General features: G+C 71.6%; 23 protein-coding genes. 7 read left to right on the forward strand and 16 right to left on the reverse strand.

Translation table 11 applies throughout. The annotated features are described in order from the left end of the window. Window positions 1-40: 40 nt before the first annotated feature. The 4 genes from AB0I54_RS37890 to AB0I54_RS37905 all read right to left on the reverse strand — a co-directional run bounded on the left by AB0I54_RS37890 (window position 41) and on the right by AB0I54_RS37905 (window position 4,740). Window positions 41-919, reverse strand: coding sequence for a geranyl diphosphate 2-C-methyltransferase (locus AB0I54_RS37890; protein ID WP_363300829.1), 879 nt, complete (start codon window positions 917-919; stop codon window positions 41-43). Window positions 920-985: 66 nt separating this feature from the next. Beyond that, window positions 986-2,038, reverse strand: a complete 1,053-nt coding sequence (locus AB0I54_RS37895) for a family 2 encapsulin nanocompartment cargo protein terpene cyclase (RefSeq protein WP_363300830.1) — start codon at window positions 2,036-2,038, stop codon at window positions 986-988. Window positions 2,039-2,054: 16 nt separating this feature from the next. After that, on the reverse strand, window positions 2,055-3,497 hold the full coding sequence (locus AB0I54_RS37900) for a family 2B encapsulin nanocompartment shell protein (protein ID WP_363300831.1): 1,443 nt from the start codon (window positions 3,495-3,497) through the stop codon (window positions 2,055-2,057). A 235-nt stretch (window positions 3,498-3,732) separates the two neighbouring features. Continuing rightward, window positions 3,733-4,740, reverse strand: a complete 1,008-nt coding sequence (locus AB0I54_RS37905) for a zinc-binding alcohol dehydrogenase family protein (RefSeq protein ID WP_363300881.1) — start codon at window positions 4,738-4,740, stop codon at window positions 3,733-3,735. 203 nt (window positions 4,741-4,943) lie between these two features. On the opposite strand from AB0I54_RS37905, the gene AB0I54_RS37910 reads away from it, so the two are divergent. Both AB0I54_RS37910 and AB0I54_RS37915 read left to right on the forward strand, forming a co-directional pair. Then, a complete protein-coding gene (locus AB0I54_RS37910) occupies window positions 4,944-5,738 on the forward strand; it encodes a VOC family protein (protein ID WP_363300832.1) in 795 nt (264 codons plus the stop codon). Window positions 5,739-5,771: 33 nt separating this feature from the next. Then, window positions 5,772-6,467, forward strand: a complete 696-nt coding sequence (locus AB0I54_RS37915; protein WP_363300833.1) for a ribonuclease H — start codon at window positions 5,772-5,774, stop codon at window positions 6,465-6,467. A 40-nt stretch (window positions 6,468-6,507) separates the two neighbouring features. Here AB0I54_RS37915 and AB0I54_RS37920 read toward each other — a convergent pair whose 3' ends face one another. Both AB0I54_RS37920 and AB0I54_RS37925 read right to left on the reverse strand, forming a co-directional pair. Beyond that, on the reverse strand, window positions 6,508-7,329 hold the full coding sequence (locus AB0I54_RS37920; RefSeq protein ID WP_363300834.1) for a tyrosinase family protein: 822 nt from the start codon (window positions 7,327-7,329) through the stop codon (window positions 6,508-6,510). A 34-nt stretch (window positions 7,330-7,363) separates the two neighbouring features. Further along, entirely contained in the window at window positions 7,364-7,738 is a 375-nt protein-coding gene (locus AB0I54_RS37925) for a tyrosinase cofactor (RefSeq protein ID WP_363300835.1), read from the reverse strand. 446 nt (window positions 7,739-8,184) lie between these two features. Between AB0I54_RS37925 and AB0I54_RS37930 the strand changes: the two genes are divergently transcribed. The 4 genes from AB0I54_RS37930 (at window position 8,185) to AB0I54_RS37945 (ending at window position 11,913) form a co-directional block, all read left to right on the forward strand. Beyond that, window positions 8,185-9,678: an MFS transporter gene (locus tag AB0I54_RS37930; protein WP_363300836.1), complete on the forward strand. Its 1,494-nt coding sequence runs from the start codon at window positions 8,185-8,187 to the stop codon at window positions 9,676-9,678. A 4-nt stretch (window positions 9,679-9,682) separates the two neighbouring features. Next, the gene (locus AB0I54_RS37935) at window positions 9,683-10,264 is read left to right on the forward strand and encodes a TetR family transcriptional regulator (RefSeq protein WP_363300837.1); all 582 of its coding nucleotides are present in this window, start codon (window positions 9,683-9,685) and stop codon (window positions 10,262-10,264) included. 94 nt (window positions 10,265-10,358) lie between these two features. Beyond that, window positions 10,359-11,342 (forward strand): aldo/keto reductase, encoded by a 984-nt coding sequence (locus AB0I54_RS37940; protein ID WP_363300838.1) that lies wholly within the window; start codon window positions 10,359-10,361, stop codon window positions 11,340-11,342. Window positions 11,343-11,427: 85 nt separating this feature from the next. Then, the gene (locus tag AB0I54_RS37945) at window positions 11,428-11,913 is read left to right on the forward strand and encodes a DUF6328 family protein (protein WP_363300839.1); all 486 of its coding nucleotides are present in this window, start codon (window positions 11,428-11,430) and stop codon (window positions 11,911-11,913) included. Here the strand turns inward: AB0I54_RS37945 and AB0I54_RS37950 are convergent. The 10 genes from AB0I54_RS37950 to AB0I54_RS37995 all read right to left on the reverse strand — a co-directional run bounded on the left by AB0I54_RS37950 (window position 11,898) and on the right by AB0I54_RS37995 (window position 22,833). After that, window positions 11,898-12,557: a DUF2238 domain-containing protein gene (locus AB0I54_RS37950; RefSeq protein ID WP_363300840.1), complete on the reverse strand. Its 660-nt coding sequence runs from the start codon at window positions 12,555-12,557 to the stop codon at window positions 11,898-11,900. The genes AB0I54_RS37945 and AB0I54_RS37950 overlap by 16 nt on opposite strands. A gap of 68 nt (window positions 12,558-12,625) precedes the next feature. Continuing rightward, window positions 12,626-13,051 (reverse strand): SsgA family sporulation/cell division regulator, encoded by a 426-nt coding sequence (locus tag AB0I54_RS37955; protein ID WP_363300841.1) that lies wholly within the window; start codon window positions 13,049-13,051, stop codon window positions 12,626-12,628. Window positions 13,052-13,112: 61 nt separating this feature from the next. Continuing rightward, a complete protein-coding gene (locus AB0I54_RS37960; RefSeq protein WP_363300842.1) occupies window positions 13,113-14,153 on the reverse strand; it encodes a hypothetical protein in 1,041 nt (346 codons plus the stop codon). Between the two features lie 70 nt (window positions 14,154-14,223). Next, window positions 14,224-15,843 (reverse strand): protein kinase, encoded by a 1,620-nt coding sequence (locus tag AB0I54_RS37965; protein WP_363300843.1) that lies wholly within the window; start codon window positions 15,841-15,843, stop codon window positions 14,224-14,226. A gap of 198 nt (window positions 15,844-16,041) precedes the next feature. Then, window positions 16,042-17,001, reverse strand: a complete 960-nt coding sequence (locus tag AB0I54_RS37970) for a threonine/serine dehydratase (RefSeq protein WP_363300844.1) — start codon at window positions 16,999-17,001, stop codon at window positions 16,042-16,044. Between the two features lie 82 nt (window positions 17,002-17,083). Beyond that, entirely contained in the window at window positions 17,084-18,112 is a 1,029-nt protein-coding gene (locus AB0I54_RS37975; protein ID WP_363300845.1) for a polyprenyl synthetase family protein, read from the reverse strand. Beyond that, window positions 18,109-19,152, reverse strand: a complete 1,044-nt coding sequence (locus tag AB0I54_RS37980; protein WP_363300846.1) for a tetratricopeptide repeat protein — start codon at window positions 19,150-19,152, stop codon at window positions 18,109-18,111. The genes AB0I54_RS37975 and AB0I54_RS37980 overlap by 4 nt, the downstream gene beginning before the upstream one ends. Window positions 19,153-19,330: 178 nt before the next feature. Then, window positions 19,331-20,008, reverse strand: coding sequence for an AIM24 family protein (locus AB0I54_RS37985; protein ID WP_363300847.1), 678 nt, complete (start codon window positions 20,006-20,008; stop codon window positions 19,331-19,333). Between the two features lie 55 nt (window positions 20,009-20,063). Continuing rightward, the gene (locus tag AB0I54_RS37990) at window positions 20,064-21,497 is read right to left on the reverse strand and encodes a CAP domain-containing protein (RefSeq protein WP_363300848.1); all 1,434 of its coding nucleotides are present in this window, start codon (window positions 21,495-21,497) and stop codon (window positions 20,064-20,066) included. An 88-nt stretch (window positions 21,498-21,585) separates the two neighbouring features. Continuing rightward, a complete protein-coding gene (locus tag AB0I54_RS37995; RefSeq protein ID WP_363300849.1) occupies window positions 21,586-22,833 on the reverse strand; it encodes a serine hydrolase domain-containing protein in 1,248 nt (415 codons plus the stop codon). Window positions 22,834-23,140: 307 nt separating this feature from the next. Between AB0I54_RS37995 and AB0I54_RS38000 the strand changes: the two genes are divergently transcribed. Then, window positions 23,141-24,946: a M4 family metallopeptidase gene (locus AB0I54_RS38000; RefSeq protein WP_363300850.1), complete on the forward strand. Its 1,806-nt coding sequence runs from the start codon at window positions 23,141-23,143 to the stop codon at window positions 24,944-24,946. Window positions 24,947-25,014 lie beyond the last annotated feature (68 nt).

Genomic DNA, 25,014 nt, shown 5'->3' on the forward strand with positions numbered 1-25,014 from the left:
GACACCGCCCCGGCACAGCGGCGGCCTTGGAGCGACGGCCTCAGATCCGGTCGGCCACGATCAGCAGGTACTGGAAGCTGCCGTTGCGGTAGGCGGACAGGAAGGTGTCCTCGATGCCCGTCACCAGGTGGTCGGCGTCCTTGCGCAGTTCCCAGTAGGGGATCGTGGCCTCGGTCAGGTCCTCCACGTGCACCGGCACCAGCCGGTTGCGGGCCATGGCCCGGAAGTACTCCGACCTCGGGTGGATGTCGCAGATGTAGTGCGCGTTGATGAGGGACACCTCGCGCGAGGCCCGGCCGTAGGTGTCGTTGTAGCAGCCGGTGATCACCACATAGCGTCCGCCGCGCCGCAGCAGCCGGGCGTGCTCGGCGAACAGCAGGTCCAGCTCGACGTACATGGTGGACTCGTTGTTCCACGAGGCCGCGTACGCGCCGGACTCGAAGCCGGTGTCGAGCATGTTGCGGTGGTGGTAGCGCACCTTGTCGTCGATGTCCCGCCGGCGGGCCGTCTCATTGGCGAAGTCGGCCTGCTTGGCGGAGATGGTGACGCCGTCGGCGTGGCAGCCGTACCGCAGATTGGCCACCACACTTCCGCCGCCCCGTCCGCAGCCGGCGTCGAAGACGCGGTCGGCCGGGGTGAGCGGGCCGAGCCGGGAGGCGAGGAACTCGGCCTGGGCGTGCTCCAGGCGGTGCAGTTCGGCGGTGATCCGCTCCCGGCGCAGGTCGGGGTCGGGCTCGTCGAGCACGGTCCAGTCGACGTTACCGATGCCGTAGTGATGGTGGTACAGGTCGTCGATCTTGCCGAGTTCGAGGTTGACCGGATTTTCCTCGGCGTTCCAGTAGTCCGCGACGCGGCTTTGGTACGTGGACTGGGTCGGCACAGCTGCGGTCGTGGTCCGGGCGAGGGGGGCGGTGGTCAACAGTGACTCCTCGTGATGCGTCTGACGCTGTTTCAGATACTGCTCGGTGGTGCGGAATCGGCGCGGTTACCAGTAGTCGGGCAGGTGGTATCGATGGGTGTTGGTGGCATGCCACTCGTGGTTGCCGGACACCCAGGCGGCAAGCCCCTGGGCATAGCGCTCCACGAGGGGCGAGGTGGCGGACAGAAGGGCGGACTCCTCCTCGAAGGCCTCCATGATCCGGTTGTGGATCTCGACGGACTTCAGATAGGCGGCCTTCAGCCCGCACCGTTCGTCGGCCGCGACGACCTGCGGCAGGTTGAGGTGATCCGGGTCGCTCTCCAGCTCCTTGGTGAAGGAGTAGAGGTCGTTCACGACGGTGGTGGCGTTGCACGCGAGGGCGGTGATCCGCTGGATCTCGGGGCTGGCGTAGACCTGCTCGGGCAGTTCGTAGCCGTCCACCGCGTCGACGAGCGACAGACAGGGGCGGAAGTTGTTGAACTGCCGCATCACCAGGTACTCCCACACCCGCGGCTTGTACCGGGTCTCCATCCAGGCGGCCTCGCCCAGATAGCCCAGGTGCAGCCGGGCCATGTCGTGCACGAACCTGCCGGTCTGGCTGGGGGTGGCGAAGGCGGCGTAGTCCGCGAGGGCGAACCGGTACGAGCGCAGCGGTCCGTCGGCCGACAGGCCCTGGCGCCACTCCTCCTCAAGTTCCGGGGTGCCGTGGAAGGGGTCGAGCGCCGACTGGGCGATGATCAGCGGGCCGCCCAGGCCGCGCCGTGAACCGCCCCGGCCCTCGTCCTCCTCGCAGTAGCAGGAGTCCACGATGTTCTCGGCGAGCAGCAGCTTGCCGGCCGTGGTGAGACGGTCCAGGTCGAGGGCGCCCGGATGCTGGAGCGTGACGGCCCGGCCGAACTGGAAACCCGCGAAGTCCCCCTTCCAGGCCTGCGGGAACAGATCGAGGTCACGGGCCCAGGCCTCCAGCCTGCGGTCGATCTCGGCGGCCTTGTCCGGATCGGCGGGAACGGCCGGCCGGTGGTGCAGTCCGGGGATCACCCCGGTGCGCCGGGTGGTGCGCAGGCTCTGGGCGATGTTCGGCGGCCCGGGCAGCGCGTAGGGATGGGTGGGTGTGCTCATGGTGTGCTCCAGGCCGTCAGTCGGCGGTCCGGCCGAGCTGGACGTTCTCCAGGATCCCCGCCGCGTCGGGGACGAGGATGGCCAGCGAGTAGTAGGCGGTGACGAGATAGCTGATGATCGCGGCGGTGTCGATCCCCATGAACCGCACATTGAGGCCGGGCCGGTACTCCTCGGGGATGCCGGTCTGGTGGAGTCCGACGACACCCTGGTCGGCCTCGCCGGTGCGCAGCGCGATGATGCTGCTGGTGTGGTCGTCGGTGATCGGGATCTTGCCGCAGGGGAAGATCGGGACACCGCGCCAGGCGGGGATCTCGTGCCCGTCGACGCTCGCGGTGCCGGGTACCAGGCCGCGCCGGTTGCACTGCCGGAAGAACGCCGCGATCGTCTTCGGATGGGCGAGGAGCACCTTGGTCCTGCGGCGCATCGAGAGCAGCTCGTCCAGGTCGTCCGGGGTCGGCGGGCCCGTGTACGTGCTGATGCGCTGCCCGTGGTCGACGTTGTGCAGCAGCCCGAACTCCCGGTTGTTGACCAGCTCCCACTCCTGGCGCTCGCGGATCTCCTCGACGGTCAGCCGGATCTGCTGCTCGGTCTGGTCCATCGGGTCGTTGTAGAGGTCGGCGACCCTGGTGTGCACCCGCAGCACGGTCTGGGTGAGTGACAACTCGTAGTCGCGCGGGGCGAGTTCGTAGTCGACGAAGCCGCCGGGCAGCGTCGGCTCGCCCACATGGCCGGCCTGCAGCGGAACGTCCGCCTCACCCTTGCGGTTCACGGGCTTGCGCTGCCGCTCGATGTACGCCCGCAGATGCGCGGCGAGGGACGGTGCCCGTTCGGTGAACTCCTCGACGACCGCCCAGGACAGTGCCAGTACCACGCCCGCGGTCTCGGCCCGCACCGAGCTCAGCCACAGCGGGTCCACCTGGCCGACGGCCTCGTCGCCCATCTGGTCGCCGTCGGTGACGACCCCGAGCACCTCTTCCTCGCCGTACTTGCCTGCCGTGTAGCGGGTGAACCGGCCGTGGACCACGAGGTAGGCCTCCGTGACCGGCTGGCCGGCCTCGAACAGCACCTGCCCCGGCCGCACCTCACGGGCCTGGAAACGGGCGGCGATCTCCCGCAGCACGTCCGTGTCGGAGTAGCCGCGCAGGACCGGGAGTTCGGTCAGCGTCTGGGGGACGACCCGGATGTCGTCGGCGCCGTTGTGCTCGAAGTGCACCCGGCCGCGGCCGGTGCGCAGCGTCAGACGCCGGTTGACCCGGTAGGCGCCGCCCTTCACGTCCACCCAGGGCAGCGTCTTCAGCAGCCATCGGGAGGTGATGGCCTGCATCTGCGGTTCGGACTTGGTGGTCGTGGCCAGCTGGCGCGCCGCGCGGGTGCCGAGGCTGGTGGGCTGCCCGTCCACGGAGGGGTCGGGGGCGGGCTCGTCGATGGCGGAACCGGTGGCACTGTCCGGTGTGGACACATTCCCTCCCGGGAGGTGAACGGGGTGACCGGATCGGTCGGTGGTGTGCGAGTTGGTGGTGCGCTCGGACAAGCCAAACAGCCGTGGTGATCTTCCGGTACGGCGCGAAAGGGGCGGTTTCATTCCTTGGTGGTGCAAACCTGTCGTTCGGGGCGTACGGCACAGGGGAGCGTGATCGCGCGCGCAGGTTCCGCCCCCGCACCCCGGGGGCTTGTGGATCATCCGGGGTTTGGGATCAGGAGAGATCGTTCACCAGGACCGCCGCCCCGTCGAAGCGGCCGGCCTTGAGGTCCCTGAGGGCCTGGGGCGCCTGCGACAGCGGATAGGTGTGGGTCGTGGCGTGGATCCCGTGCCGTGCGGCCTTGGCGAGGAACTCGCGGGCGTCCGCGCGGGTGTTGGAGGTGACGCTGCGCAGTTCCTTCTCGTAGAACAGATCGGTCTCGTAGTGCAGCGGCGGTACGTCGCTCAGGTGGATGCCGGCGACGGCCAGGACCCCGCCCCGGTCCAGGGCCCGCAGGGCGACCGGGACCAGGTCGCCGACCGGGGCGAACAGGATCGCGGCGTCCAGGGGCTCCGGGGGCAGTTCGTACGCGTCGCGCGCCGAGGCGGCGCCCAGTTCGAGGGCCAGCCGCCGGGCGTCCGCGCCCCGTGTCAGGACGTGCACGGTGGCCTCCTCGGCGAGTGCCACCTGCGCGCACAGATGGGCGCTGCCCCCGAACCCGTACAGCCCGAGCCGGCCACGGTGCGGCAGCGAGGTGCGGCGCAGCGCGCGGTAGCCGATGATCCCCGCGCACAGCAGCGGGGCCAGGGCCACGTCGTCCAGTTCGCCCGGCAGCCGGTGGGCGAAACCGGCCGGGACGGTCGTGTACTCCGCGTAGCCGCCGTCCGCGTCCCAGCCGGTGTACCGCGACCGGGGACACAGGTTCTCCGAGCCCCGCAGGCAGTATCGGCACTCGCCGTCGGTCCACCGCAGCCAGGCCACGCCCACCCGGTCGCCCACGGCGAAGTCCGCCACGGCCGCCCCCTTCCCGGCCACCACACCGACCACCTCGTGCCCGGGAGTCACCCCCGGCCGGCGCACGGGCAGGTCCCCCTCGGCGACATGCAGGTCGGTGCGGCAGACCCCGCAGGCACGCACCCGCACCAGGAGCTCGTCGTCCCCCGGCACGGGCACCGGCCGCTCGACGAGCCGCAGCGGGTCCTCCTCGACCGGTCCGGGCCGGGTCACCGACCACGCCCGCATCGTGCCTGCGACCACCGAGTCCGTCATGCCGCGCCCCGTCCTGCCGACGCCCGCCGTCTCCGCATTCCAGTGTCCGGCAGAGCGGTCGGTTCGGCGCGCGGGCCGACCGGGTGATGGCTAGCGTGTGGAGCGTGACGATCCAGACAGTCCCAGTCCGTCCATGACGATCCAGGCAGTCCGTCTATCCGGAGAGGTCCCGCACCATGGCCGTACAACCTGAAGGAACCCCCTGCTGGGCCGACGCGATGTTCGGTGACGTCGAGGGAGCCAAGAGCTTCTACGGTGAGGTCCTCGGCTGGACCTTCGGCGAGGCGTCGTCGGAGTACGGCAACTACACCCAGGCCTATGCGGACGGCAAGGCGGTGGCGGCCGTCGTACCGCCCATGCCCGGTCAGGAGGGCCAGTCGCAGTGGTGCCTCTACTTCGCCTCGCCAAACGCCGCGGCCACCGCCGAGAAGATCCGGGAGAACGGCGGCGAGGTACTGATGGAGCCGATGCAGGTCGGCGACTTCGGCACGATGTGCCTGGCCCGTGAGCCCAGCGGCGCCGTGTTCGGCGTCTGGCAGGGGGGCGCTCACGAGGGCTTCGAGGCGACGGCCGTGCCCGGCGCCTACTGCTGGGCCGAGGTCTTCACCCGCGAGCCCGAGCGGGCCGACACGTTCTTCTCCGCGGTGTTCCCGTACACGGCCAAGCAGATCGACGACGCCTCCGTCGACTTCCGGATGTTCAACCTGGGGGAGAACACGGTCCTGGGCCGGATGAGGATGACCGACGACTTCCCGCCCGAGGTGCCGTCGTACATCAATGTCTACTTCACCGTCGGCGACTGCGACGAGGCCGTGGCCAAGGCCACCAAGCTCGGTGCCATCCTCCGGTTCGGGCCCATGAGCAGCCCGTTCGGCCGGTTCGCGGCCCTCAGCGACCCGCAGGGCGCGAACTTCTCGGTGATCGACATCACGACCACCGAGGGCGAGATGCCCAGGACCATGGACGTCTGACCGGCCCGTTCGGGGGGTCTCCGCGGCCGTGGCATGATCGTGCCCATGCGTGAACGTGTTGTGGCCGCGTGCGACGGGGCTTCGAAGGGAAACCCCGGACCGGCGGGCTGGGCGTGGGTGGTGTCCGACGACTCCGGGACGCCGGCCCGCTGGGAGGCGGGGCCGCTCGGCAGGGCGACCAACAACGTCGCCGAACTGACGGCGCTGGAGCGGCTGCTGGCGGCGACCGACCCCGGCCTGCCGCTGGAGGTCCGGATGGACTCGCAGTACGCGATGAACGCCGTCACCACCTGGCTGCCGGGCTGGAAGCGCAACGGCTGGAAGACGTCCGCCGGAAAGCCGGTCGCCAACCAGGACCTGGTGGTGCGCATCGACGAGCTGCTCGACGGCCGTTCCGTCGAGTTCCGCTACGTCGCCGCGCACCAGGTGGACGGCGACGCGCTGAACGACTTCGCCGACCGCGCCGCCAGCCAGGCGGCCTCGGCCCAGGAGTCCGCGGGCAGCGCGCTCGGCTCGCCCGAGCCGCCGCCCTCGTCCGTCACCGGGGCGTCCGCCGCCCCGCGCCGCAAGGCGGCACCCCGCAAGCAGGGCGGCGGTTCGTCCTCCCGCACGATCAAGGCGAAGTTCCCCGGCCGCTGTGTGTGCGGCGGCTCCTACGCGGCCGGCGAGCCCATCGCCAAGAACACGCAGGGCTGGGGTCATCCGAAGTGCCGGACGGCGCAGGCCTGATCCGGGCCTCCGGCTCCCGACCCGAACTCCTTGCCCCTGATCAGACGTCGAACGTGTAGAACTTCGTGTGGTCCAGCAGATCCGCCGGCCGCACGTCGTTCCACGGCTTCATCGTGTCGTTCAGGTCGACCACGTCCGGAGTCCCGCCGGTCGGCGCGTAACCCGCTCCCGGGTGCCGGCGCTGCCAGTCGGCCCACAGCTTGTCGATGAAGGCGTGGTGCAGCCAGAACACCGGGTCGTTGGGGGAGACACCGGTGCCCATCTGCCCGCCGACCCAGACGTGGACCCGGTTGTGCAGGTTGACCCCGCGCCAGCCCTCCAGATGGTTGCGGAAGCCGTCCGAGGCGCTGTTCCAGGGCGCCATGTCGTACGTCGTCAGCGCCAGCACGGAGTCGACCTCGGCGCGGGTCGGCAGCTCGCGGACACCGGCCCCGAGCGACCTGCGCAGATAAGTACGGCCGTCCACCCGCACGTTGAGCGGCCAGTTCCCGGCGCCCGCGGCGAACGGCCCGTCCATCACCCGGCCGTCCGAGCTGCGTCCCGTGCCGCCGAGGAAGTCGGGCGCCCACAGGGAGGCGCGGACCGTGCGGTCGGCGGTCCAGTCCCAGTACGGCAGCGCCACCGACGCGTCCACCGACTGCAGCGCCCGTTCGAAGTCGAGCAGGAATCTGCGGTGCCAGGGCAGGAAGGACGGTGAACGGTGGCCGGTCCGCTCGGAGTTGTCCATGTCGGACATGATGAAGCCGTTGTGCGTCGTGACGAACGCGTCGTAGCGTCCGCTGCGCTTGAGTTCGAGGACGGCGGCGACGAACCGCCGCTTCTCATCGGCGGTCAGGTCGGCCTGGTTCTTGCGTACGGTCATGTGCGGGTGACTCCGGATTTCCTTGCGGGGGCGGTCAGTTGGCGGGGAAGGGGAGGAGCTTGGCGCCCTGGAGCTCGTCGACCGCGGCGCGGGCGGCGGCACGTGGCGTGGGCACCGGGTCGTAGTGGCTGACGACGCTGATCCAGCTGCCGTCCGCGTTCTGCATCACATGCAGCTCCACCCCGTCCACGAACACCCCGTAACCGGCGCCGTGGTCGTGGTGGTGACCGCCCCCGCTCATCGGACGGCCCTGTATCCGGCGGCCCTTGTAGACCTCGTCGAAGGAATCGGGGGAACCGTGCTGATGCCCGGCGGCCGAGGCGGTGGGCGCGACGAGCGTCTGGGCTCCGGCGGCCGCGGCGAGGGCGGCCGCGGCGGTGAGCGCGCGGCGACGGGTGAGTTCCGGCATGCGGGACCTCCTGGTGCGTTCGGGTGATGTCCCCGCATGCCTATCGGCCCCGCCGAGAGCGGGAGAAATCGTCCGGAGTCGGTTGGCTGCGATCAGGACAATTAGCCACATGCCGTACAGGATTGAACGAAGGTGATCTTGCTGTGGAGTGCCCCTCCCGGCCCCCGGAAGGGGCAATTCCTTGCCGTCGCGGGGGTGTTCGCGGAGATCTTTCGCGGTCGACGGCATCCCGAGTGGCGCGGCTCACGCCGGCAGACTGACGCGATTCGAAAGCCCGGCCGCATGCGCCCCTCGTGCCGCCCTGTGGTGCCGATCGGTCGCGTTGCGTGACGCAGGCCGACGTGCGAACCTCGGCGGGCGGCAGGGGCAGATGTTGGTGAATTACTATTCACCTAGTAAGGTGAATTCATATTCACCTCATATTCCTGACGTCAGTTGGAGTGCCGATGGACCAGCCCGCTCCGATATCCTCCCCGCCCGGAGCGAGCGCCGGGGCCACCCGAGTACGGGACCGGCTCACCATTCCCGTACTGGCATCGGGCGGCATCCTCATGGCCGTCATGCAGACCGTGGTCGTCCCGCTGCTGCCGGACCTGCCGCGACTGACCGGCGCCTCGGCGGGCGCGGTCTCCTGGATGGTCACCGCGACCCTGCTCTCCGGAGCGGTCCTCACCCCGGTCCTCGGCCGCGCCGGCGACATGTACGGCAAGCGGCGGGTGCTGACCGCGGCCCTGTCCCTGATGACCGTGGGCTCGGTGATGTGCGCCCTGTCCTCCGACATCGGCGTGCTCATCGCCGCCCGCGCCCTCCAGGGCGCCGCCGCCTCCGTCGTCCCGCTGTCGATCAGCATCCTGCGCGACGAACTGCCGCCCGAGCGACGTGGTTCGGCGGTCGCGCTGATGAGCTCCACCGTCGGCATCGGCGCCGCCCTCGGCCTGCCGCTGGCCGCGGTGGTCGTGCAGTACGCCGACTGGCACACCCTGTTCTGGATGACCAGCCTGCTCGGTGCGCTGGGCGTGACGGCCGTGTGGTGGGCGGTCAAGGAGTCGCCCGTGCGCGAGCCGGGCCGGTTCGACGTGCTCGGCGCCCTCATGCTGGCCGTCGGACTGACCTGCCTGCTGCTCGGGGTGTCCCAGGGCGGGCAGTGGGGCTGGGGCAGCCCCCGTGTGCTGGGCCTCTTCCTCGGCGCGGTCGTCGTCCTCGCCCTGTGGTGGTGGCAGCAGCTGCGCACCGCGCAGCCGCTGGTCGATCTGCGGCTGGTGACCCGGCCCCGGGTGGGCCTGCCTCATGTGGCGGCCCTGCTGACGGGGTTCGCCTTCTACGCCAACTCACTGGTCACCGCCCAGCTGGTACAGGCGCCCGAGGCCACCGGCTACGGGCTCGGACTCTCCATCGTCGCCACCGGCCTGTGCCTGCTGCCCGGCGGTGTCGTGATGCTGCTCCTCTCGCCCGTTTCCGCCCGTATATCGGAGAAACACGGCCCCCGCATCACCCTCGCCCTCGGTGCCGCCGTCATTGCCTGCGGCTACGCGGTCCGCATCGCCGACAGCCGCGACCTGTGGATGATCATCCTGGGCGTCACCGTGGTGGCCATCGGCACCACGCTCGCCTACTCGGCGCTGCCCACCCTGATCCTGCGTGCCGTCCCGGCCGCGCAGACCGCGTCCGCCAACGGCGTCAACGTCCTGATGCGCACCATCGGCCAGGCCACGTCCAGCGCCGCCGTCGCCGCCGTCCTCGTGCACCACACCAGCCTCGTCGGCGGGGCCCCCGTACCCACGCTGCACGGCTATCTGCTGGCCTTCGCCATGGCCGGCGCGATCGCCCTCGCCGCGAGCGCGGCCGCGCTGACCATCCCGGGCGACAGCCGCCCCGACGGCACACGACGGGCCCGAGGCGGCACCCGGGGCGCCCGCGACGAGGCGATGGAGGGAGCATAAGTCCGTGAGCACTCCATCCGGCGCGCCCGCCGTCACCCCCGTCCGCCGGGACGCCGAGACGACCAAGGCGGCCATCCTCAAGGCGGCCCGGTACCTCCTCGCCCGGCACGCCCGCGCCGACATCACCCTCAAGGCCGTCGCCGAACGCGCCGGTGTCAGCCCGCCGCTGATCCTGAAGTACTTCGGCAACAAGGACGCCCTCTTCACCCGCGTCATGTCCTTCGAGGCCGACGCGGACGCCCTGCTGGACGCGCCCCTGGCGGACCTCGGCCGGCACATGACCGAGCACGTCCTGCGCAGCCAGTGCGAACGGGGCGCCGACCCCCTGGTGCGCATCGCCTTCGCGCCCCTGCACGGCGACCACGGCGACATCGTGCGCGCCAACTTCCGCGCCCAGGTGACCGAACGCCTCGCCGACCGGCTCAGCGGCCCCGACGCGGGCCTGCGCGCCGAGCTGGCGGTCGCCACGCTCATCGGGCTGGGCGTGATGTACGGCATCGCGCGCGGGGAGCGGCTGCGCGCGTCCGCGATCGACACCATCGCCGACCGTTACGGGCTCGTCGTCCAGGCACAGTTGACACCCTGACCCACCGCCGGGCGACCGGACCGGCGTCCCGTACGGCCCGGGAAGTGGTAGGTCGAGGGACGATCCGGCCACCGGTGGATGGCAGACTGGCGGCATGGACGAACGCGTAATCGGCAGGTCGGGTCAGCGGGCATCGGTCGTCGGCCTCGGCACATGGCAGCTGGGCGCCGACTGGGGCGAGGTGGACGACAAGCAGGCCCTCGCCGTGCTGGAGACGGCGGCCGAGTCGGGGGTGACCTTCTTCGACACGGCCGACGTGTACGGCGACGGGCGCAGCGAGCAGACCATCGCCGCCTTCCTCGGCGCCAGGCCGGATCTGCAGGTGATGGTGGCCACGAAGATGGGCCGCCGACTCGACCAGATCCCCGAGAACTACGTTCTCGACAACTTCCGCGCCTGGAACGACCGCTCCCGCCGCAATCTCGGCGTCGACCGCATCGACCTGGTGCAGCTGCACTGCCCGCCGACGCCCGTCTACTCCTCGGACGAGGTGTTCGACGCCCTGGACACCCTGGTCGAGGAGGAGCGCGTCGCGGCCTACGGCGTCAGCGTGGAGACCTGCGCCGAGGCGCTGACCGCGATCGCCCGGCCGGGTGTGGCGAGCGTGCAGATCATCCTCAACCCGTTCCGGATGAAGCCCCTGCGCGAGGTGCTCCCGGCCGCCCGCGAGGCCGGCGTCGGCATCATCGCCCGTGTGCCGCTGGCCTCCGGTCTGCTGTCGGGCAAGTACACCAAGGACACGGTCTTCGCCGCCGACGACCACCGCACCTACAACCGGCACGGCGAGGCCTTCGACCAGGGCGAGACGTTCTCCGGCGTCGACTTCGGGACCGGTGTGGAGGCGGCCGCCGAGTTCGCCGCGCTCGCTCCCGAGGGATACACCCCGGCCCAGCTGGCGCTGCGCTGGATCATCGAGCAGCCCGGCGTCACCAGCGTGATCCCGGGCGCCCGCTCCGCGGAGCAGGCCCGTGCCAACGCGGCCGCCGCGAAGCTGCCGGCGCCGCCGGAGCAGACGTTCACGGCGATCCGGGAGCTCTACGACCGCCGGATCAAGGACCAGGTCGAGAACCGCTGGTAGTCCGCGTGCCGCCGGGAACGCACGCCCCGGCGCTCCCGGCGGCCCCCTTCGTTTGGGCGATCGGCGCCACGGTTACTCGCAGGGCATGACGCAGGAAGTGAGACGGAAGGGGCGCGACGAGACCGAGGAGGAGCGGGCCGACCGGATGTGGAGCGACCTCATCCAGGAGGTCCGCGTCGCCCAGACCGGCGTGCAGATCCTGTTCGGCTTCCTGCTCACCGTCGTCTTCACCCCGAAGTACGACGGCCTGGCCCACACCGACCAGGTCATCTACATCGTGACCGTCATCCTCGGCGCGTCCGCCACGGGCGCGCTCATCGGGCCCGTGGCCCTGCACCGCCTGGTGACCGGGCGGCGTGTGAAGCCCCGGGCGGTGCGGCTGGCGTCCCGGCTGACCTTCGTCGGCCTGCTCCTGCTGCTGGCCACCATGACCGCGGCTCTGCTGCTGATCCTTCGGGTGGCGACCCACGACGGCTTCGTCGCCTGGCTGATCGCCCCCGTGGTCGCCTGGTACCTGCTGTGCTGGTTCGGGCTGCCGCTGTGGGTGCGACGCCGTCACACGCACCGCTGAGGCCTGTCCCTCAGCGCCGCCAGCTGCCGGTCGTGCACCCGGCTGAGCACCAGCACGGAGACCGTGGCCCCGATCAGGGCGCAGAACATGTCCCACTGCGTGTCCCACACATCGCCCTGGGTGGCGAGGAAGGCGTCCGCGCCGTGTCCGCCGATCTCGGCCGCCGCCCACTCCAGCAGCTCGAAGCACGCGCTGAAGGCCAGGCAGGCGCACACGGTCAGCGGGGCCAGCCAGCGGCTGCCGCGCAGCGGCGAGGTGCGGCTGAGCAGTTCCCGTACCAGGACGGCCGGGACGAAGCCCTGCATGAGGTGGCCGAAGCGGTCGTACGGATTGCGGTCCAGGCCGAAGGTGTCGCGCACCCAGTCGCCGAGCGGCACCTGCGCGTAGGTGTAGTGGCCGCCCACCGCGAGCACCACCGCGTGCGCGGCGAGCAGGCCGCACAGCAGGCCGGTGAGCGGGAACCGCCGCCAGGTCAGCACCACCAGCGGAAGTCCGGTCAGCACCCACACCGTCTCCAGGAACCAGGTCGTGCGGTCGCGCGCACCCCATGCCGACAGGGCCGTCGCGGCGACGACCGACGCGGCCAGAACGACGGGCAGGGTGAGGCGGGTGGCGCGGCGCGGGGCCTGGTGCACTGCGGTCATGGCGGGCTCCTTGTCGTGGAGGCCCCATCGTGGTGCCGGGGGACCGGCCAGGGCATGAGTACGGCTACTCAGCCCGCGGCCAGGATCTCCGCCAGGACGTCGTCGACCCGGACCTCCTCCTGCCCCGGCGGTACCACTTTCCGGGTCTCCCGCACGAAGGCCGCGACCGCGGGCGCCCAGGCGAACGCCACCGCGCGGTGGCGGCCGCCGTCGGGCCGTACGTCGCCGAGGAACTCCATGCGCAGCTCCTGCCACATACCGGTGGCCACCGGGCGCAGTCTCACGTCCCCGACGCCGACCGCCCCGCGCAGGCCGTCGGCGAGCATCTGCCGGTCCAGCCGCCAACGGGCCAGCACACGGCCGTCGTGGGCGAACACCGCCGTGACGGCGAACGGGTCGTCGGCGTCGTACGTCAGGTGGGCGAGCACGGAGAAACGGTCGGTGGCGCCCGCCTGGATCTGCACCACCAGGGTCTTGCGCACGAAGGGGTTCACGTGGGGCCTCCGAGACCAATCGACGTAGGGCCCTCTAGTACCCGTCCCGCGGCGCATTTGCTCATTCGCCGGGCTGATTTCCTCCCGCGCCCCGCAGCGCGGTGAGGCAGGTGCCGATCGCCTGCTGCAGCTCTTCGAGGCGCTGGACCATGTCGTCCTCGTAGAAGTCCTGCGCGTCGTCGAAGGTGAGTTCCTCGAACGCCCTGGTGGCCTTCTGCAGGCTGTTGTAGAACTTCGTCCGCCGTTCCCGGACGCGCAGTTCGGGGTCGGCCTCGACCGCCTCGGCCACGAGGGACTTCATGGTGTCGTAGGCCTCGGTGGCCCACTCGCCGCTGTCCTCGCCCTCGTCCAGCTCGTCGATGAGCGACAGATGCCGCTCGGCCTCCTGGCGCACGTCGGCGGGCGCGTCCACGGTCTGCCCGGCGGGCGTCCTGATCTGCCCCGACTCGGCGATCTGCCGCACGTATCCGATCCGGTCCGCCGACCGGCTCTCGCTGGCCACCGCCTTCTTCAGATCGTCCGTGCGGACCACGTCACGGGCCAACTCGGCCTGCAGATCGGGGTCTTCCCGCACCCGGTCCAGCAGGGCCGTGCGCGCCGCGCGGGCCGTGGAGGGGTCGGCGAGGATCGCGGCGCGCAACGCGGTGGGGTTCTCCGCGACCTCCAGGGCCTTGGTGGGCCGGATGCCCTCGGCCTCGGCGGCCTCGGCGATGGCGGCGCCGCGCTCGGAGGCGGCGCTGGAGCGGGAGACGTAGTAGCCCAGCCACACGTCTGCGTCCGGCAGTTCGACCTGCTGGCCCGGTGCCAGCGCCTCGAAGTGGGGGACGAGACCGTCGTCCGCGGCCCGGTCCCAGGCCTTGTAGTAGCGCATGACCCGCTCGGCGGAGCAGCCGGCGAGCTCCGCGAACTCCTTGGCCGACACCTTGGGCGTCTCGTCCGCGCCCTGTCCGCCGGGCCGCACGCTGCGCGCCACCATCAGCCCGAAGGCCCACCCTCCGGTCCGCGCGTAGACCCCGAACTCACGCGCGTCGCGCGCCACGAGGTCGGACAGGGGTGCCGGGGTTGCGGGGGACGTCTCGGAGGGGACGGTCGCTACGGTCACGGATGACTCTCCTGGGAGCGCGGCTGGTCGGACTGCACTGTGCAGACCGACCACCCTATATGGACCGTTTTCACCACCGGAACGTGCCCAGGATCGTCTTCAGCGCCAGTCGGTCGGCGGTGGTGTTCCAGGCGGTGGCCGGGGTCGTGAAGCGCAGTGAGTAGCTGTGCCCGCCGCCGATCAGGAAGCCGCGGCCGAAGGTGCGCACCCGGTCGCCGCCGGATCCCGAGAACCATTCCATGTCGGCGCCCTTGTAGCCCTGGTACGTCGTCGCCTCGATGTCCCCGATCCGCTGGAATCCGGCCGTGCGCCGCAGTGCGGGCTGGACCTCGTCCCGCCAGACGGCGACCGGGTCCGGGCCGACCCGCGAGCTGTAGGTGACCGCCAGGGTGCGCGGATCGCCGCCGCCGGGTCCGAACGTGACGCGGTAGGCGAGAGTGCCCTCGCGTGCGGTGGTCCGCCGTTTCCAGTCGGCGGGCAGGGCGACCGAGAAGCCCTCGGGGGCGGTGTAGCGGCGGAAGCCGGCCGGCAGGGCGTCGGCGGTGGCCGAGGGGGACGGCGAGGCCGTCGCGCCGGGGGTGGCGGCGCTGGGCGTGGGTGTCGGGCTGGGGGTGCGGGAGCCGTTGCCGTCGGTGCGCTTGCCGGTCGGGTCGGCCGCGGCGGACGGCCGGGCCGCCGATCCCGCCGTGTCGGAGGTGTCGGTGCCGGGGAGCCCGTGGGTCGCGGCGAGCACGGCGGCGGACACGGTGAGGACGGCCAGCGCGGTGCCGACGGCCATGGTCCTTCTGCTCCATCCCCGACCGGCGCGCAGGGCGCTCAGATAGACGCCGCGCAGCCGGGGGACGGGGGCGGGCTCCCGGTCCGCGTCGGCGTCCTCGGCGAGGATGCGGATGAGGGCCTCGCGTACCACGGTCACGGTGAGCCGCTCCCGGAAGTCCTTGCGCAGCAGTCCCTGGACGACCTGGGCCAGCGGACCGGCGCGCAGCGGGGTGCGCAGGGGCAGCCGGTCCACCGCTCTGAGGGTGGTCTCGGGCCGCCCCCGGTCGCGGAACGGCGGACGTCCCTCGACCATCGTGTAGAGGATCGCGCCCAGGGCCCACAGGTCCGCGGCAGGGCCGAGGCGCTCGTCACGGGCCTGTTCGGGAGCGGCGTACGACGGTGCCGTGACCCGCGGGGCCAGGGTCGCGCCCGCCAGTCCGAAGCCCGTGACCACCACCGGGCCCTGGTCGCGCACGAACACCTGGCCGGGGCTGAGTTCGCCGTGCGTGAAGCCCTCGCCGTGCGCGGTCTCCAGCACATCGAGCAGTTCCAGACCGATCCGGGCCGCCCGCACGTAGTTCAACGCGCCCTGCTGGGAGAGGAGTTCGCCCAGCGGCATGCCGTCGATCCACTCGATGACCGTCCACAGCGTGCCGGAGTCCTCGATCGCGTCGATCACCGTGGCCACCCGGCCGGGCCGGAGCATGCCCATGAGCTCGGTGGTGCGCAGGACACGGGCGGTGGTGCGGCGCGCGGTCTCCTCGGCCGGCTGGTCCGGCAGTTCGGTCTGTGTCACCAGCCGGGGCCGCTGCGCCTCCAGGTCCTCGGCGTACCAGCAGACCCCGTTCGTCTCGCGGTGGACCACCTCAAGAAGCCGATACCTCCCGGCGACCAGTTCCTGTCCGGAGACGTGCGCCTTGACCATGGTCATCCCTCGCTGAAACCCCTGCCTCGTCTTTCCCAGAGGTACGCGGGGCGCGCTGGTGAGTGTTCAAAGGATCTGCAACTCCGGGCTGCTTCCTGCCTTTTATTCAACCGGCCCAGGGCGCGCACGACTTGTGGATAACGGCGAATTTCCCCACCTCGACCTGCGGGTAACCAAGGGTAAACATTCCGGTGCGGTGCCGCCTCAACACAGGCCGAATTGTTCGGACCACTTCTTGACGTCCCCGGGGCTCGTGTTGCCCCCGCACACCACCAGCCCGAGCCGGGCGCCCTCGCCCACCCGGTCCAGCACCTGCCGGGCCGCGGGCAGCAGACAGCCGGCGGCCGGTTCCGCCCACACCTTGGCGTGCTCGGCGAGGTCGAGGCAGCCCCGCACGGCCTCCCGGTCGGGGACCACCAGGACCTCGGTGACCAGGGCGCGGACATGGTCGTACGTCAGCTGCGACACGCTCGGCGCGCTGAGCGTGGTCACGATCGACGACAGCGCGACCGGCACCGGCCCGCCCGCCGCCAGCGCCTCGGACATGGCCTGGGCGCCCTCCGTCTCCACGCCCCAGATCCGGACGCCGGGGCGAAGGGCGCGCAGCGCGGCCGCCACACCGGCGATCAGACCCCCACCGCCGATGCTGACCAGCACGTCCGTCAGCTCACCGGCGTCCGTGGCGAACTCCAGGCCGACGGTGCCCTGTCCGGCGACCACGACCGGGTCGTCGAAGGGGTGGACCAGGGTGAGCCCCTCGTTCCGCAGCCGGTCCATCAGCTCGAACGCGCTGTCCATCCCGTCGGTCAGCCGCACCGACGCCCCCGCGTCCCGCGCGATCGCGACGGACCGCGTGGGCGCCGTGCGCGGCATGACGACCGTCGCCTTCACATCGAGAGCGGCGGCCATCACCGCGAGGGCGATGCCGTGGTTGCCGCCGCTGACCGCCACCACGCCCGCGGCCCGCTCGGCCTCGCTCAGCGACAGCAGCTTCGCGGTCGCGCCGCGTGCCTTGAACGAGCCGGTGCGCTGCAGGAGTTCGAGCTTCGTGGTGACCGGGACGCCGAGCAGCGCGGACAGGCCGGGGCTCGGCACGGTCGGGGTGTGGACGACGTGCTTGGCGATTCGCTCGGCGGCGGTTTCGATGTCCGCGATGTCGATCAAGGAAGTTCACCCTCTCGGCGCGGGGTGAGGGTTCGCGCCATCTGCACCCTGACCCGGCGACACGGTGCAGGTCAACACGGTCTCAGAGGTCCCGGCGCAGCAGGTGGTCCAGCAGGCCGTGCAGCTGAGCGGCGGCGCCGGGCGCGAGCGGCGCGCCGATGAGCGCCGACTCGGCGGCGGCCGTGTGCCGACGGGCTTCGGTGAGCGCCGCCGCCCGGCCGCCCGTCTCCTCGATCAGCGCGGCCGCCGCGACCGTCTCCTGGGTGTCGAGCAGTACGGCCAGGCGCTCGGCGGCGGGGGAGGAGAGCGCGGCCAGCACCGGGAACGTCTTCTTCCGTTCGCGCAGATCGCCGTGCACGGGCTTGCCGGTGACGGCCGGGTCGCCCCAGATCCCCAGGACGTCGTCGATCATCTGGAAGGCGATCCCCAGATGCCGCCCGGCCCGGTCCAGCGCGGCGACCACGGTCTCGGGAGCGCCGCCGAGCGTGGCACCCAGCGCGGCCGCGCAGCCCAGCAGGGCACCGGTCTTGTGCTCCGCCATCTCCCGGTACTCCTGCGGCCGGACCCGCTGCGGACCGGTCCAGGGCCGGGTGCTGAACAGCAGGTCGTCCGCCTGTCCCCGCACCAGGTCGGCCAGGGCCGCGGACAGCAGCCGCAGCGCCGGCGCACCGCCGGGGCCGGCGGCAACGGTCTCGACGGCCAGCGCGAACAGGGCGTCCCCGGCCAGTACCGCGGGGCCGGTGCCGTAGGCCTTCCAGACGGTGGGGCGGCGGCGCCGGGCGGTGTCGCCGTCCATGATGTCGTCGTGCAGCAGCGAGAAGGTGTGCACCAGTTCCACGGCGACCGCCGCGCCGACCCCGGCCCGCCCGGGCGCGCCCGCCGCCTCGGCCCCGAGCACGGCCAGGGCCTGCCGCACGCCCTTGCCGCCCGGCGCCGCGGCGGGTGCGCCGCCGATCTCGCACCAGCCGAAGGAGTAGGCCGCCATCTCACCCACCCATGGGTGCAGGCGCCCCACGGCGTCGGCCAGCGCGGGCCGCACCAGCTCCCGGCAGCGGTCGAGGACCTGGGACGCGGAGGGCGGTGCCTGCACCGCCGTGTCGAGCGCCGTCACCGTACGGCCTCCGCCCCGACGAGACCGAACTCCTCCTGGGCGCGGGCCACCATCTCCCGTGCGTGCCGCAGCCCGCTGCCCTCCAGCGTCCGGGCCAGATCCGCCAGTTCGGCGGCCGTCTCGGCACGGTCGCGGCCGAGGCGGGCGAGCGACTTGGCCAGGCCGAGCCGGGCCAGCGCCTCGCCGCGCGGCTCGCGCATCGCGCGGAACTCCTCGAGCGCCTGCTCGTACAGTTCCCGGGCCTCGCCGTAACGACCGGCGCGGTAGAAGACGTTGCCGCGCATCTTGTGGTTGTAGGCCAGTGCGCTGGTGAGGTTCATCGCGCGGCACATGGCCTCCGCCTCCGACAGCAGCTCCAGCGCCCGGCCGGTGTTCCGGTCGCGCACCGAGAGGATGTCGGCGAGTCCGCGCAGGGCCCAGGCGTGACCGCGCCGGTCCTCGGCCTTCGCGGCTATCTCCGCCGCCTCCTCGAACATCGCGTACGCCGTGTCGTAGGAGCCGGTGTTGCGGTGCATCTGCGCGATGCCCTCCAGCGCCCACACCGTGTGCCGTGCCTCACCGCGCCTGCGGGCCTCGGCCAGGAGCTGCTCGTGCAGCCGGCCCACGGCCTCGTAGTCACCCTGGATACGCCCGGTCTCCGCGAGTCCGGCCAGCGAGTAGCCCCGTACGACGATGTCGCCGCCGCGCTCGCCGAGTTCGGCCGCCAGCCCCAGCAGCCGCCAGGCCAGCGGGAACGCGCCGCGCTGCCGGGCCAGCGTGCCGCCGCTCCACAGCGCCCAGGCCATCGCCGCCGTGTCCCCGGCCTCCCGGGCGGCGCGGTAACTCGCCTTCCATGCCCGGTCCGCGTCACCCACCTGGCCGAGCCGCCGGTGCGCCTCGGCGACGGCGAGTCCACAGCGCGCCGCCTCGTCGCGCCGTCCGGCACGCTCGGCCTCCCGCAGCTGCTCGGTGCCCGCGGCGAGCACGTCGACCAGGGAGGAGTTCACGGACAGGGTGGTCAGGGCGCCCTGGTACTCCGGGGCGGATGCCTTGCCGTACATGGATGCCTTTCTCTACGTGGGGTATGCACGGCGTGTATGCACTGCATGTATACGTGCCGTGTATAGTCCGCCGGAAATGTGCCCTGGCCACCCGGGCCAGGGCATCACCTTGTTGTCGATCAAGACGCCGGCGAGAACGGAGGGGTTGCCTCCGAGACGCAGATCACTTTGCCGTGGGTCAGTGCTGCTGTGCCTTCTGCGGTGTCGCCTCGCTCGGGCGGACCACGACGTATCCCTCGCCCTGCAGCATCAGTTGGACGGCCTCCCCGGAACCGCCGCGCAGCATCGACCCGATGGACTGCGAGCGGTGCAACGACGTCTGCAGGTGCGCCGTCCAGCCCACCACCGCGTCCGTGTCGACGTACACCGGCTGCTGCGCCGAGACCGGTATGACCAGCGGGTTGCCCTCGCAGACCAGGCCGAGCCTGCCCTGGCCGGTGAAGACGCTGTTGAACAGGCCGCCCCCGGCGATGCCCGAGCCCTTGACCGTCTTGATCTCGTACGACAACGAGGCGTCGAAACACAGGACGTTGCGGCCGTTGACGGTGAACTCGTCCCCGGGCTCGACCTCGACGATGAAACAGTTCTGCGCCTCGTGCGCGAACCACGCCTCGCCCTGGCCGCGCACCGCCATCAGCGGCAGCCCCTCACCGGTGACCGCGCGCTTGAGCATGCCGCCCACGCCCTGCCCCTTGCGTTCGAACTTGAGGCCGCCGCGATAGGCGACCATCGCGCCCTGGCGGGCCAACATCTCGCCGTTCACCGCGTACTTGAGGCACTTGGCGTTCTCGACGGTCATGCCCGGCTCGACGGCCGGCTGCACCATGTGCGTACTGGAAAAGAGATCACCCTTCATGCGGGCATGGTGTCCCGGAGGGGACCGTTCCGCCAAGATCGCGGACGGCGCCTGCTCAGGCACCGAAGAGCTGGGTCCAGTACGTGCCCGCCCGGCCGCCGCCCGCGAAGCCGACACCGATATGGGTGAAGCCGGGTTTCAGGATGTTGGCGCGGTGGCCGGGGCTGTTCATCCAGCCCTCCACCACCTCGGCCGGGGAGCGCTGACCGCAGGCGATGTTCTCGCCGATCGTGCGCCGGGCCGAGCCCGCGGCGGCGGCCCGGTCCCACGGCTGGGAACCCTCGGGCGCGGTGTGGGAGTAGAAGTCGCGCGCCACCATGTCCGCGCTGTGCGCCTGGGCGGCGGCCGTGAGCAGCGGATCGACGGCCAGCGGCGGCAAGGCGGCCCGGCGGCGCTGTGCGTTGGTGAGCTCGACGACCTCGGCGCAGGTCCGGTCCAGGTCGCCCGCGGCGAGGGGCCGGGCCCACAGGGCGGTCCAGTACGTGTCGCCCGCCCGGCCGCCGGAGACGTACGCCAGGCCGGCCTGGGTGAAGGCGGGGTCCTGGAGCGTGCCCCGGGCCTCCTCGGTGCGCAGGCAGTACGCGATGAACTCGGCGGGGGTGCGCGGTCCGGAGACCAGGTGCTCGCCGACAGTGATGTACGTGTATCCGGTGGCCGTGATCCGCTGGTGGACCGAGGTGCCGTCCCGGCTCTCGCCGCCCAGGCGTCCGTCGGCGGCCATCGCGGCGGCATGGGCCCGGGCGGCCGAGACGAGACGCGCGTCGAGGGTGACCGGTCGGGAACCGGACTGGGCGCGGGCGGAGTTGACGAGGCCCAGGAGCCCCTCGGGATCGGAGGCGGGGACCGCGGCCGACGCCGGGGGCCGCGGTGAAGGGGACCGCTGTGAAGGAGGCGGTGGTGAAGCGGGTCGTGCGGCAGCGGGCCGTTCGGAAGCCGGCCGTGGTGAGGAGGGTGCCGATCGCTGTTCCGGCACGCTCGGACGGTGCGCGGGTGCCGTCGGCCCGGGCCGGTCCTCGGCCACGTCCACCCCGAAGTCCCGGGCCAGCCCCGCCAGTCCGTCGGCGTACCCCTGCCCGATCGCGCGCAGCTTCCAGCCGGTGCCCCGGCGGTATATCTCGGCGAGCAGCAGCACGGTCTCGCGCTGCGGGCGGGGCGGGGTGAAGCGGGCGAGCATCCGGCCCCGCGGATCGGTGACCCGCAGCTCGGACGCGGGCAGCCGGCCGAGGGGCGTGTCCGGCTCGGCGGCGCTGACGGCCACCGTGACGCGCACGGCGCCCGGGCGCAGCAGCGCCGGTTCGACGGTCAGCGTGTCGCCGCGCAGCCGGACACCGGGGGCGGCCGGCTGGTTGTAGAACACGAAGTCGGCGTCGCCGCCGACCCTGCCCTCGCCCCCGGTGATGAGTGCCGACACGTCGAAGGGACCGGGTACCCGCAGGATCAGCGAGCCGCCCGGAAGGGGCAGATTGCCCCCGGGAACCAGCTCGCTCATCGCGCCGCCCAGGAGTGGTGGGACCTCGGCCCCGGTGGGGAGCCGTCCGTACAACGTCCGGGCGCGGGGAGCCGGTTCCCGTCCTGCCTCAGTTGCGTGCCACCGCCGGCACGGCGTCCCCGTTCCGCCCGGCGGCGGCCGCGTCGCGCGGTGCCTTCTTCGGCTTGCCGCAGAACGCCGACTCCAGCGTGCCCGCCATCGTGTCGAGCACGGTGCCGTTGTTGGAGGTGGTGGCGACCGCGGCCAGGCTGCGCCGGCCGTCCTTGGTGGTGAAGGCGTAGGTGTAGTAGCCCTGGACGACGCCCGTGTGGCCGTACACCGAGATCCCGCACGACAGGGTGCGGCGCCGCAGCCCGAGTCCGTACGCCGTCGTGCTGTTGACCGGTGTCCAGCGTTCCATCTCGGCCAGGCGTGCGGACGAGGTCAGCCGGCCGCGGACCAGCGCCGAGTAGAACGTGTTCAGATCCCGTGTGGTGGAGATGATGGCGCCCGCGCTCTGGGCCCAGGACAGCGTCTGCTCGGTCGCGTCCACCAGGGGGGCGCCGGCCGTGTCGGGGGTGAGGTAGCCGCGGGTGTAGCGGCCCGGGAGCTTCTTGTCGGGGTGGACGTAGAAGGTGTCCTCGAGACGCAGCGGCTTGAAGATGCGGTTCTCGTACTCGGTCCGCACGGGGTGGCCGGTGAGCTTCTCGATCAGCATCCCGGCGACGACGAAGTTGGTGTTGGAGTACGAGTAGGCGGCCCCGGGCGCGTTGGTGCGCGGCTTCGCGAGGGACAGCTTCACCAACTGGCGGTAGGTGAAGACCTTGTTGCGCACCGACTCGAAGCCGGAGACGGAGCGGGCGAACATGTCGTTCGTGTAGCCGTACAGCCCGCTGCGATGGCTCAGCACGTGCCGCACCGTGATCCGGTCGTCGGGCAGCAGGCCCGGCAGATAGCGGTTGACCGGGGCGTCCAGGGCGAGCCGGTGCTCGTCGGCCAGTTGCAGCAGGACGACGGCGGAGAAGGTCTTGGTGACGCTGCCGACACGGAAGCGGTCGTCGCCGTTGATGGCCCGCCGGGTACCGCGGTCGGCGAAGCCGTAGGTCGCCCGGTACATCGACCCGTTGTCGTCGATGCGCGCCATCGCGCCGGGCGCGCCCTGTGCGACCGCCGACCGCAGCACGCTCCGCAGACCCGCGGTGTCGGGTGCCAGCAGCCCGGCCGCCGCACCTGTGCGCGCCTGGCCGGCCGCCGTCCCCGCGTGCGCCTGTCCGGTCGCCGCCTGTGCCGGCACCGCGAGGAGCGCCACCACGACCGCTCCGAGCACCGTGCCCCTGCCCACCGTTGCCGAGACCATCCGTTGCCTCTCCCATCTCCACGGTTTTCAATGCGAGATCGGTCACATTCCGCCGAGGGAACCTACTCGCAGCGCGTCACATCTCCACAGCTGACACACACTTGGTCGGCTGTTGATCACCCTGCGGCAGGCTTTTGCAAAGGATTGCCATAGAACGCCGCGAAATCGATCATTCCGGCTTTACGTGGACATGACTTATCCGTAAGGGTTTCGTCCGGGGCCCGACCAGCTCCCATGGTGCTCAACAACGCCATGCCGCAGGGCGGTTGGTGATCCCGACCGCCTTCGAACGAAGGAACCCTGATCAGTGCGTAGACCGCACATACGCAGCGTGGCGGTTGCCGTCGCCGTGACGACGGCCGCCACGGGCCTCGCCGGTACTGCATTCGCGGGTCCCTCCACGGGGGTGGAGCACGGCGTGACGTCGCAGGCCTCGACGGCCGCGTCGGTGGTGTCGGCGGCGCGTGCCGCCGCCTTCGCCCACGCGTCGGCGACCGGCGTCTCGCAGGGCGACCGACTTCACGCCCAGGACGTGATGATCGACCCCGAGGGCGCCCGCCACGTCCGGTTCGTCCGGACGCACAACGGAATGCCGGTGCTCGGTGGCGACCTCGTCGTCCACCTCTCCCGGCAGCTGGGCTACGCGGGTGTCACCCGCGCGGCCGACCACGCCGTCAAGCCCGCCGCCGCACAGGCCAAGCTGACCGCCGAGCAGGCGGAGCAGAAGGCCGCCGCGGCCGCCAAGGGCGACGCGGGCACCGCCCAGCTCGTGGTGGACGCCCGCGAGGGCGCCTCGGCCCTCGCCTACCAGGTGACGGTGACCGACAGCGGCACCACCGAGGGCAACGGCGCCCGGACGGTCGTCGTCGACGCCGTCACCGGCAAGGTACGCAGCAACGCGCCCGTCAGCGACGAGTTCCTGTCGCCGAAGCTGCTCGACACCCTGCAGAAGCGGGGCGAGACGATCGACCCGGCCACCGGCCTCGGTACGCAGGGCGCCGGCCTCGCCGGGTCCTCGCTGTCGTCGGCGGCCGGCGCCACCGGCTACCCGAAGACGGTGGCGGGCACCGGCAAGTCGCTGTTCGTCGGCACGGTCGGGCTGACCGTCCAGCAGACGGCCCGTACGACCTTCCTGCTGAAGGACCCGAACCGCTACGGCACCGAGACCCGGGACGCCAAGGGGACGCAGACCGAGAGCTTCGGCGCCGGGAAGAAGATCACCAGCTCCAGCAAGACCTTCGGCAACGGCACGACCTCCAGCCGTGCCAGCGCCGCGGTCGACGCCCAGTACGGCATCACCAAGACCCTGGACTTCTACAAGAAGACCTTCAACCGCAAGGGCATTGCGAACAACAGCAAGCCCGCCAAGGGCATGGTGCACTGGGGCAAGAAGGTCGCCAACGCCTTCTGGGACCCGACGTGCGGCTGCATGCTGTACGGCGACGGTGACGGCACCATGTTCAAGAAGCCGCTCGTCGTCCTCGACGTCACCGGTCACGAGCTGACCCACGGCGTGGTGGACGCGACCGCGAAGCTGGAGCCGACCTTCGTCGACGAGCAGGGCAACCAGTACGGCGAGCCCGGCTCGCTGAACGAGTCGCTGGCCGACATCTTCGGCTCGAACGTCGAGTTCTTCACGAAGAACACGAAGGACACGCCGGACTACCTGATCGGCGAGAAGCTGGGCCTCCAGCAGAAGTTCCTGCGCCGCCTCGACAAGCCGTCGCTGGACCGGCTGGAGGGCACGATCGACTACTGGAGCCCCGAGGTGTACTACACCGAGGTGCACGCCGGTTCCGGTGTCTCGTCGCACGCGTACTACCTCCTCGCGGAGGGCAGCGGCCAGAAGACGATCAACGGCGTCAAGTACGACTCGCCGACCTACGACGGCGGGATCGTCAAGGGCATCGGCCGGACCAAGGCCACGGCGATCTTCTACCGTGCCCTGACCCGCTACATGGTCTCCTCGACCGACTTCCACGACGCGCGTGTCGCGACGCTGAAGGCGGCCAAGGACCTGTACGGCGCGACCAGCGTCGAGTACAAGACGGTCGACCGGGCCTGGGCCGCGGTCAACGTCACCGCCGCGAACACGCCGGCCGCCCGTCACTGACGGCAGGCCGGCCGCACGGCAGACCAGGGTGCCCCGCCATGCGCGGGGCACCCGCATGCCGGCTCCCG

Source organism: Streptomyces sp. NPDC050625, assembly GCF_040654755.1.
GTDB lineage: Bacteria > Actinomycetota > Actinomycetes > Streptomycetales > Streptomycetaceae > Streptomyces.

What these genes read in the sequence shown, in the direction of transcription:
- AB0I54_RS37930 (WP_363300836.1), top strand. Translation starts at nt 8,185, where the DNA reads ATGGACCAGCCCGCTCCGATATCCTCCCCGCCCGGAGCGAGCGCCGGG.
- AB0I54_RS37990 (WP_363300848.1), bottom strand. Translation starts at nt 21,497, where the DNA reads ATGAGCGAGCTGGTTCCCGGGGGCAATCTGCCCCTTCCGGGCGGCTCG.
- AB0I54_RS37945 (WP_363300839.1), top strand. Translation starts at nt 11,428, where the DNA reads ATGACGCAGGAAGTGAGACGGAAGGGGCGCGACGAGACCGAGGAGGAG.
- AB0I54_RS37895 (WP_363300830.1), bottom strand. Translation starts at nt 2,038, where the DNA reads ATGAGCACACCCACCCATCCCTACGCGCTGCCCGGGCCGCCGAACATC.
- AB0I54_RS37915 (WP_363300833.1), top strand. Translation starts at nt 5,772, where the DNA reads ATGATCGTGCCCATGCGTGAACGTGTTGTGGCCGCGTGCGACGGGGCT.
- AB0I54_RS37965 (WP_363300843.1), bottom strand. Translation starts at nt 15,843, where the DNA reads ATGACCATGGTCAAGGCGCACGTCTCCGGACAGGAACTGGTCGCCGGG.
- AB0I54_RS37995 (WP_363300849.1), bottom strand. Translation starts at nt 22,833, where the DNA reads ATGGTCTCGGCAACGGTGGGCAGGGGCACGGTGCTCGGAGCGGTCGTG.
- AB0I54_RS37980 (WP_363300846.1), bottom strand. Translation starts at nt 19,152, where the DNA reads ATGTACGGCAAGGCATCCGCCCCGGAGTACCAGGGCGCCCTGACCACC.
- AB0I54_RS37950 (WP_363300840.1), bottom strand. Translation starts at nt 12,557, where the DNA reads ATGACCGCAGTGCACCAGGCCCCGCGCCGCGCCACCCGCCTCACCCTG.
- AB0I54_RS37910 (WP_363300832.1), top strand. Translation starts at nt 4,944, where the DNA reads ATGGCCGTACAACCTGAAGGAACCCCCTGCTGGGCCGACGCGATGTTC.
- AB0I54_RS37905 (WP_363300881.1), bottom strand. Translation starts at nt 4,740, where the DNA reads ATGCGGGCGTGGTCGGTGACCCGGCCCGGACCGGTCGAGGAGGACCCG.
- AB0I54_RS37985 (WP_363300847.1), bottom strand. Translation starts at nt 20,008, where the DNA reads ATGAAGGGTGATCTCTTTTCCAGTACGCACATGGTGCAGCCGGCCGTC.
- AB0I54_RS37940 (WP_363300838.1), top strand. Translation starts at nt 10,359, where the DNA reads ATGGACGAACGCGTAATCGGCAGGTCGGGTCAGCGGGCATCGGTCGTC.
- AB0I54_RS37925 (WP_363300835.1), bottom strand. Translation starts at nt 7,738, where the DNA reads ATGCCGGAACTCACCCGTCGCCGCGCGCTCACCGCCGCGGCCGCCCTC.
- AB0I54_RS37920 (WP_363300834.1), bottom strand. Translation starts at nt 7,329, where the DNA reads ATGACCGTACGCAAGAACCAGGCCGACCTGACCGCCGATGAGAAGCGG.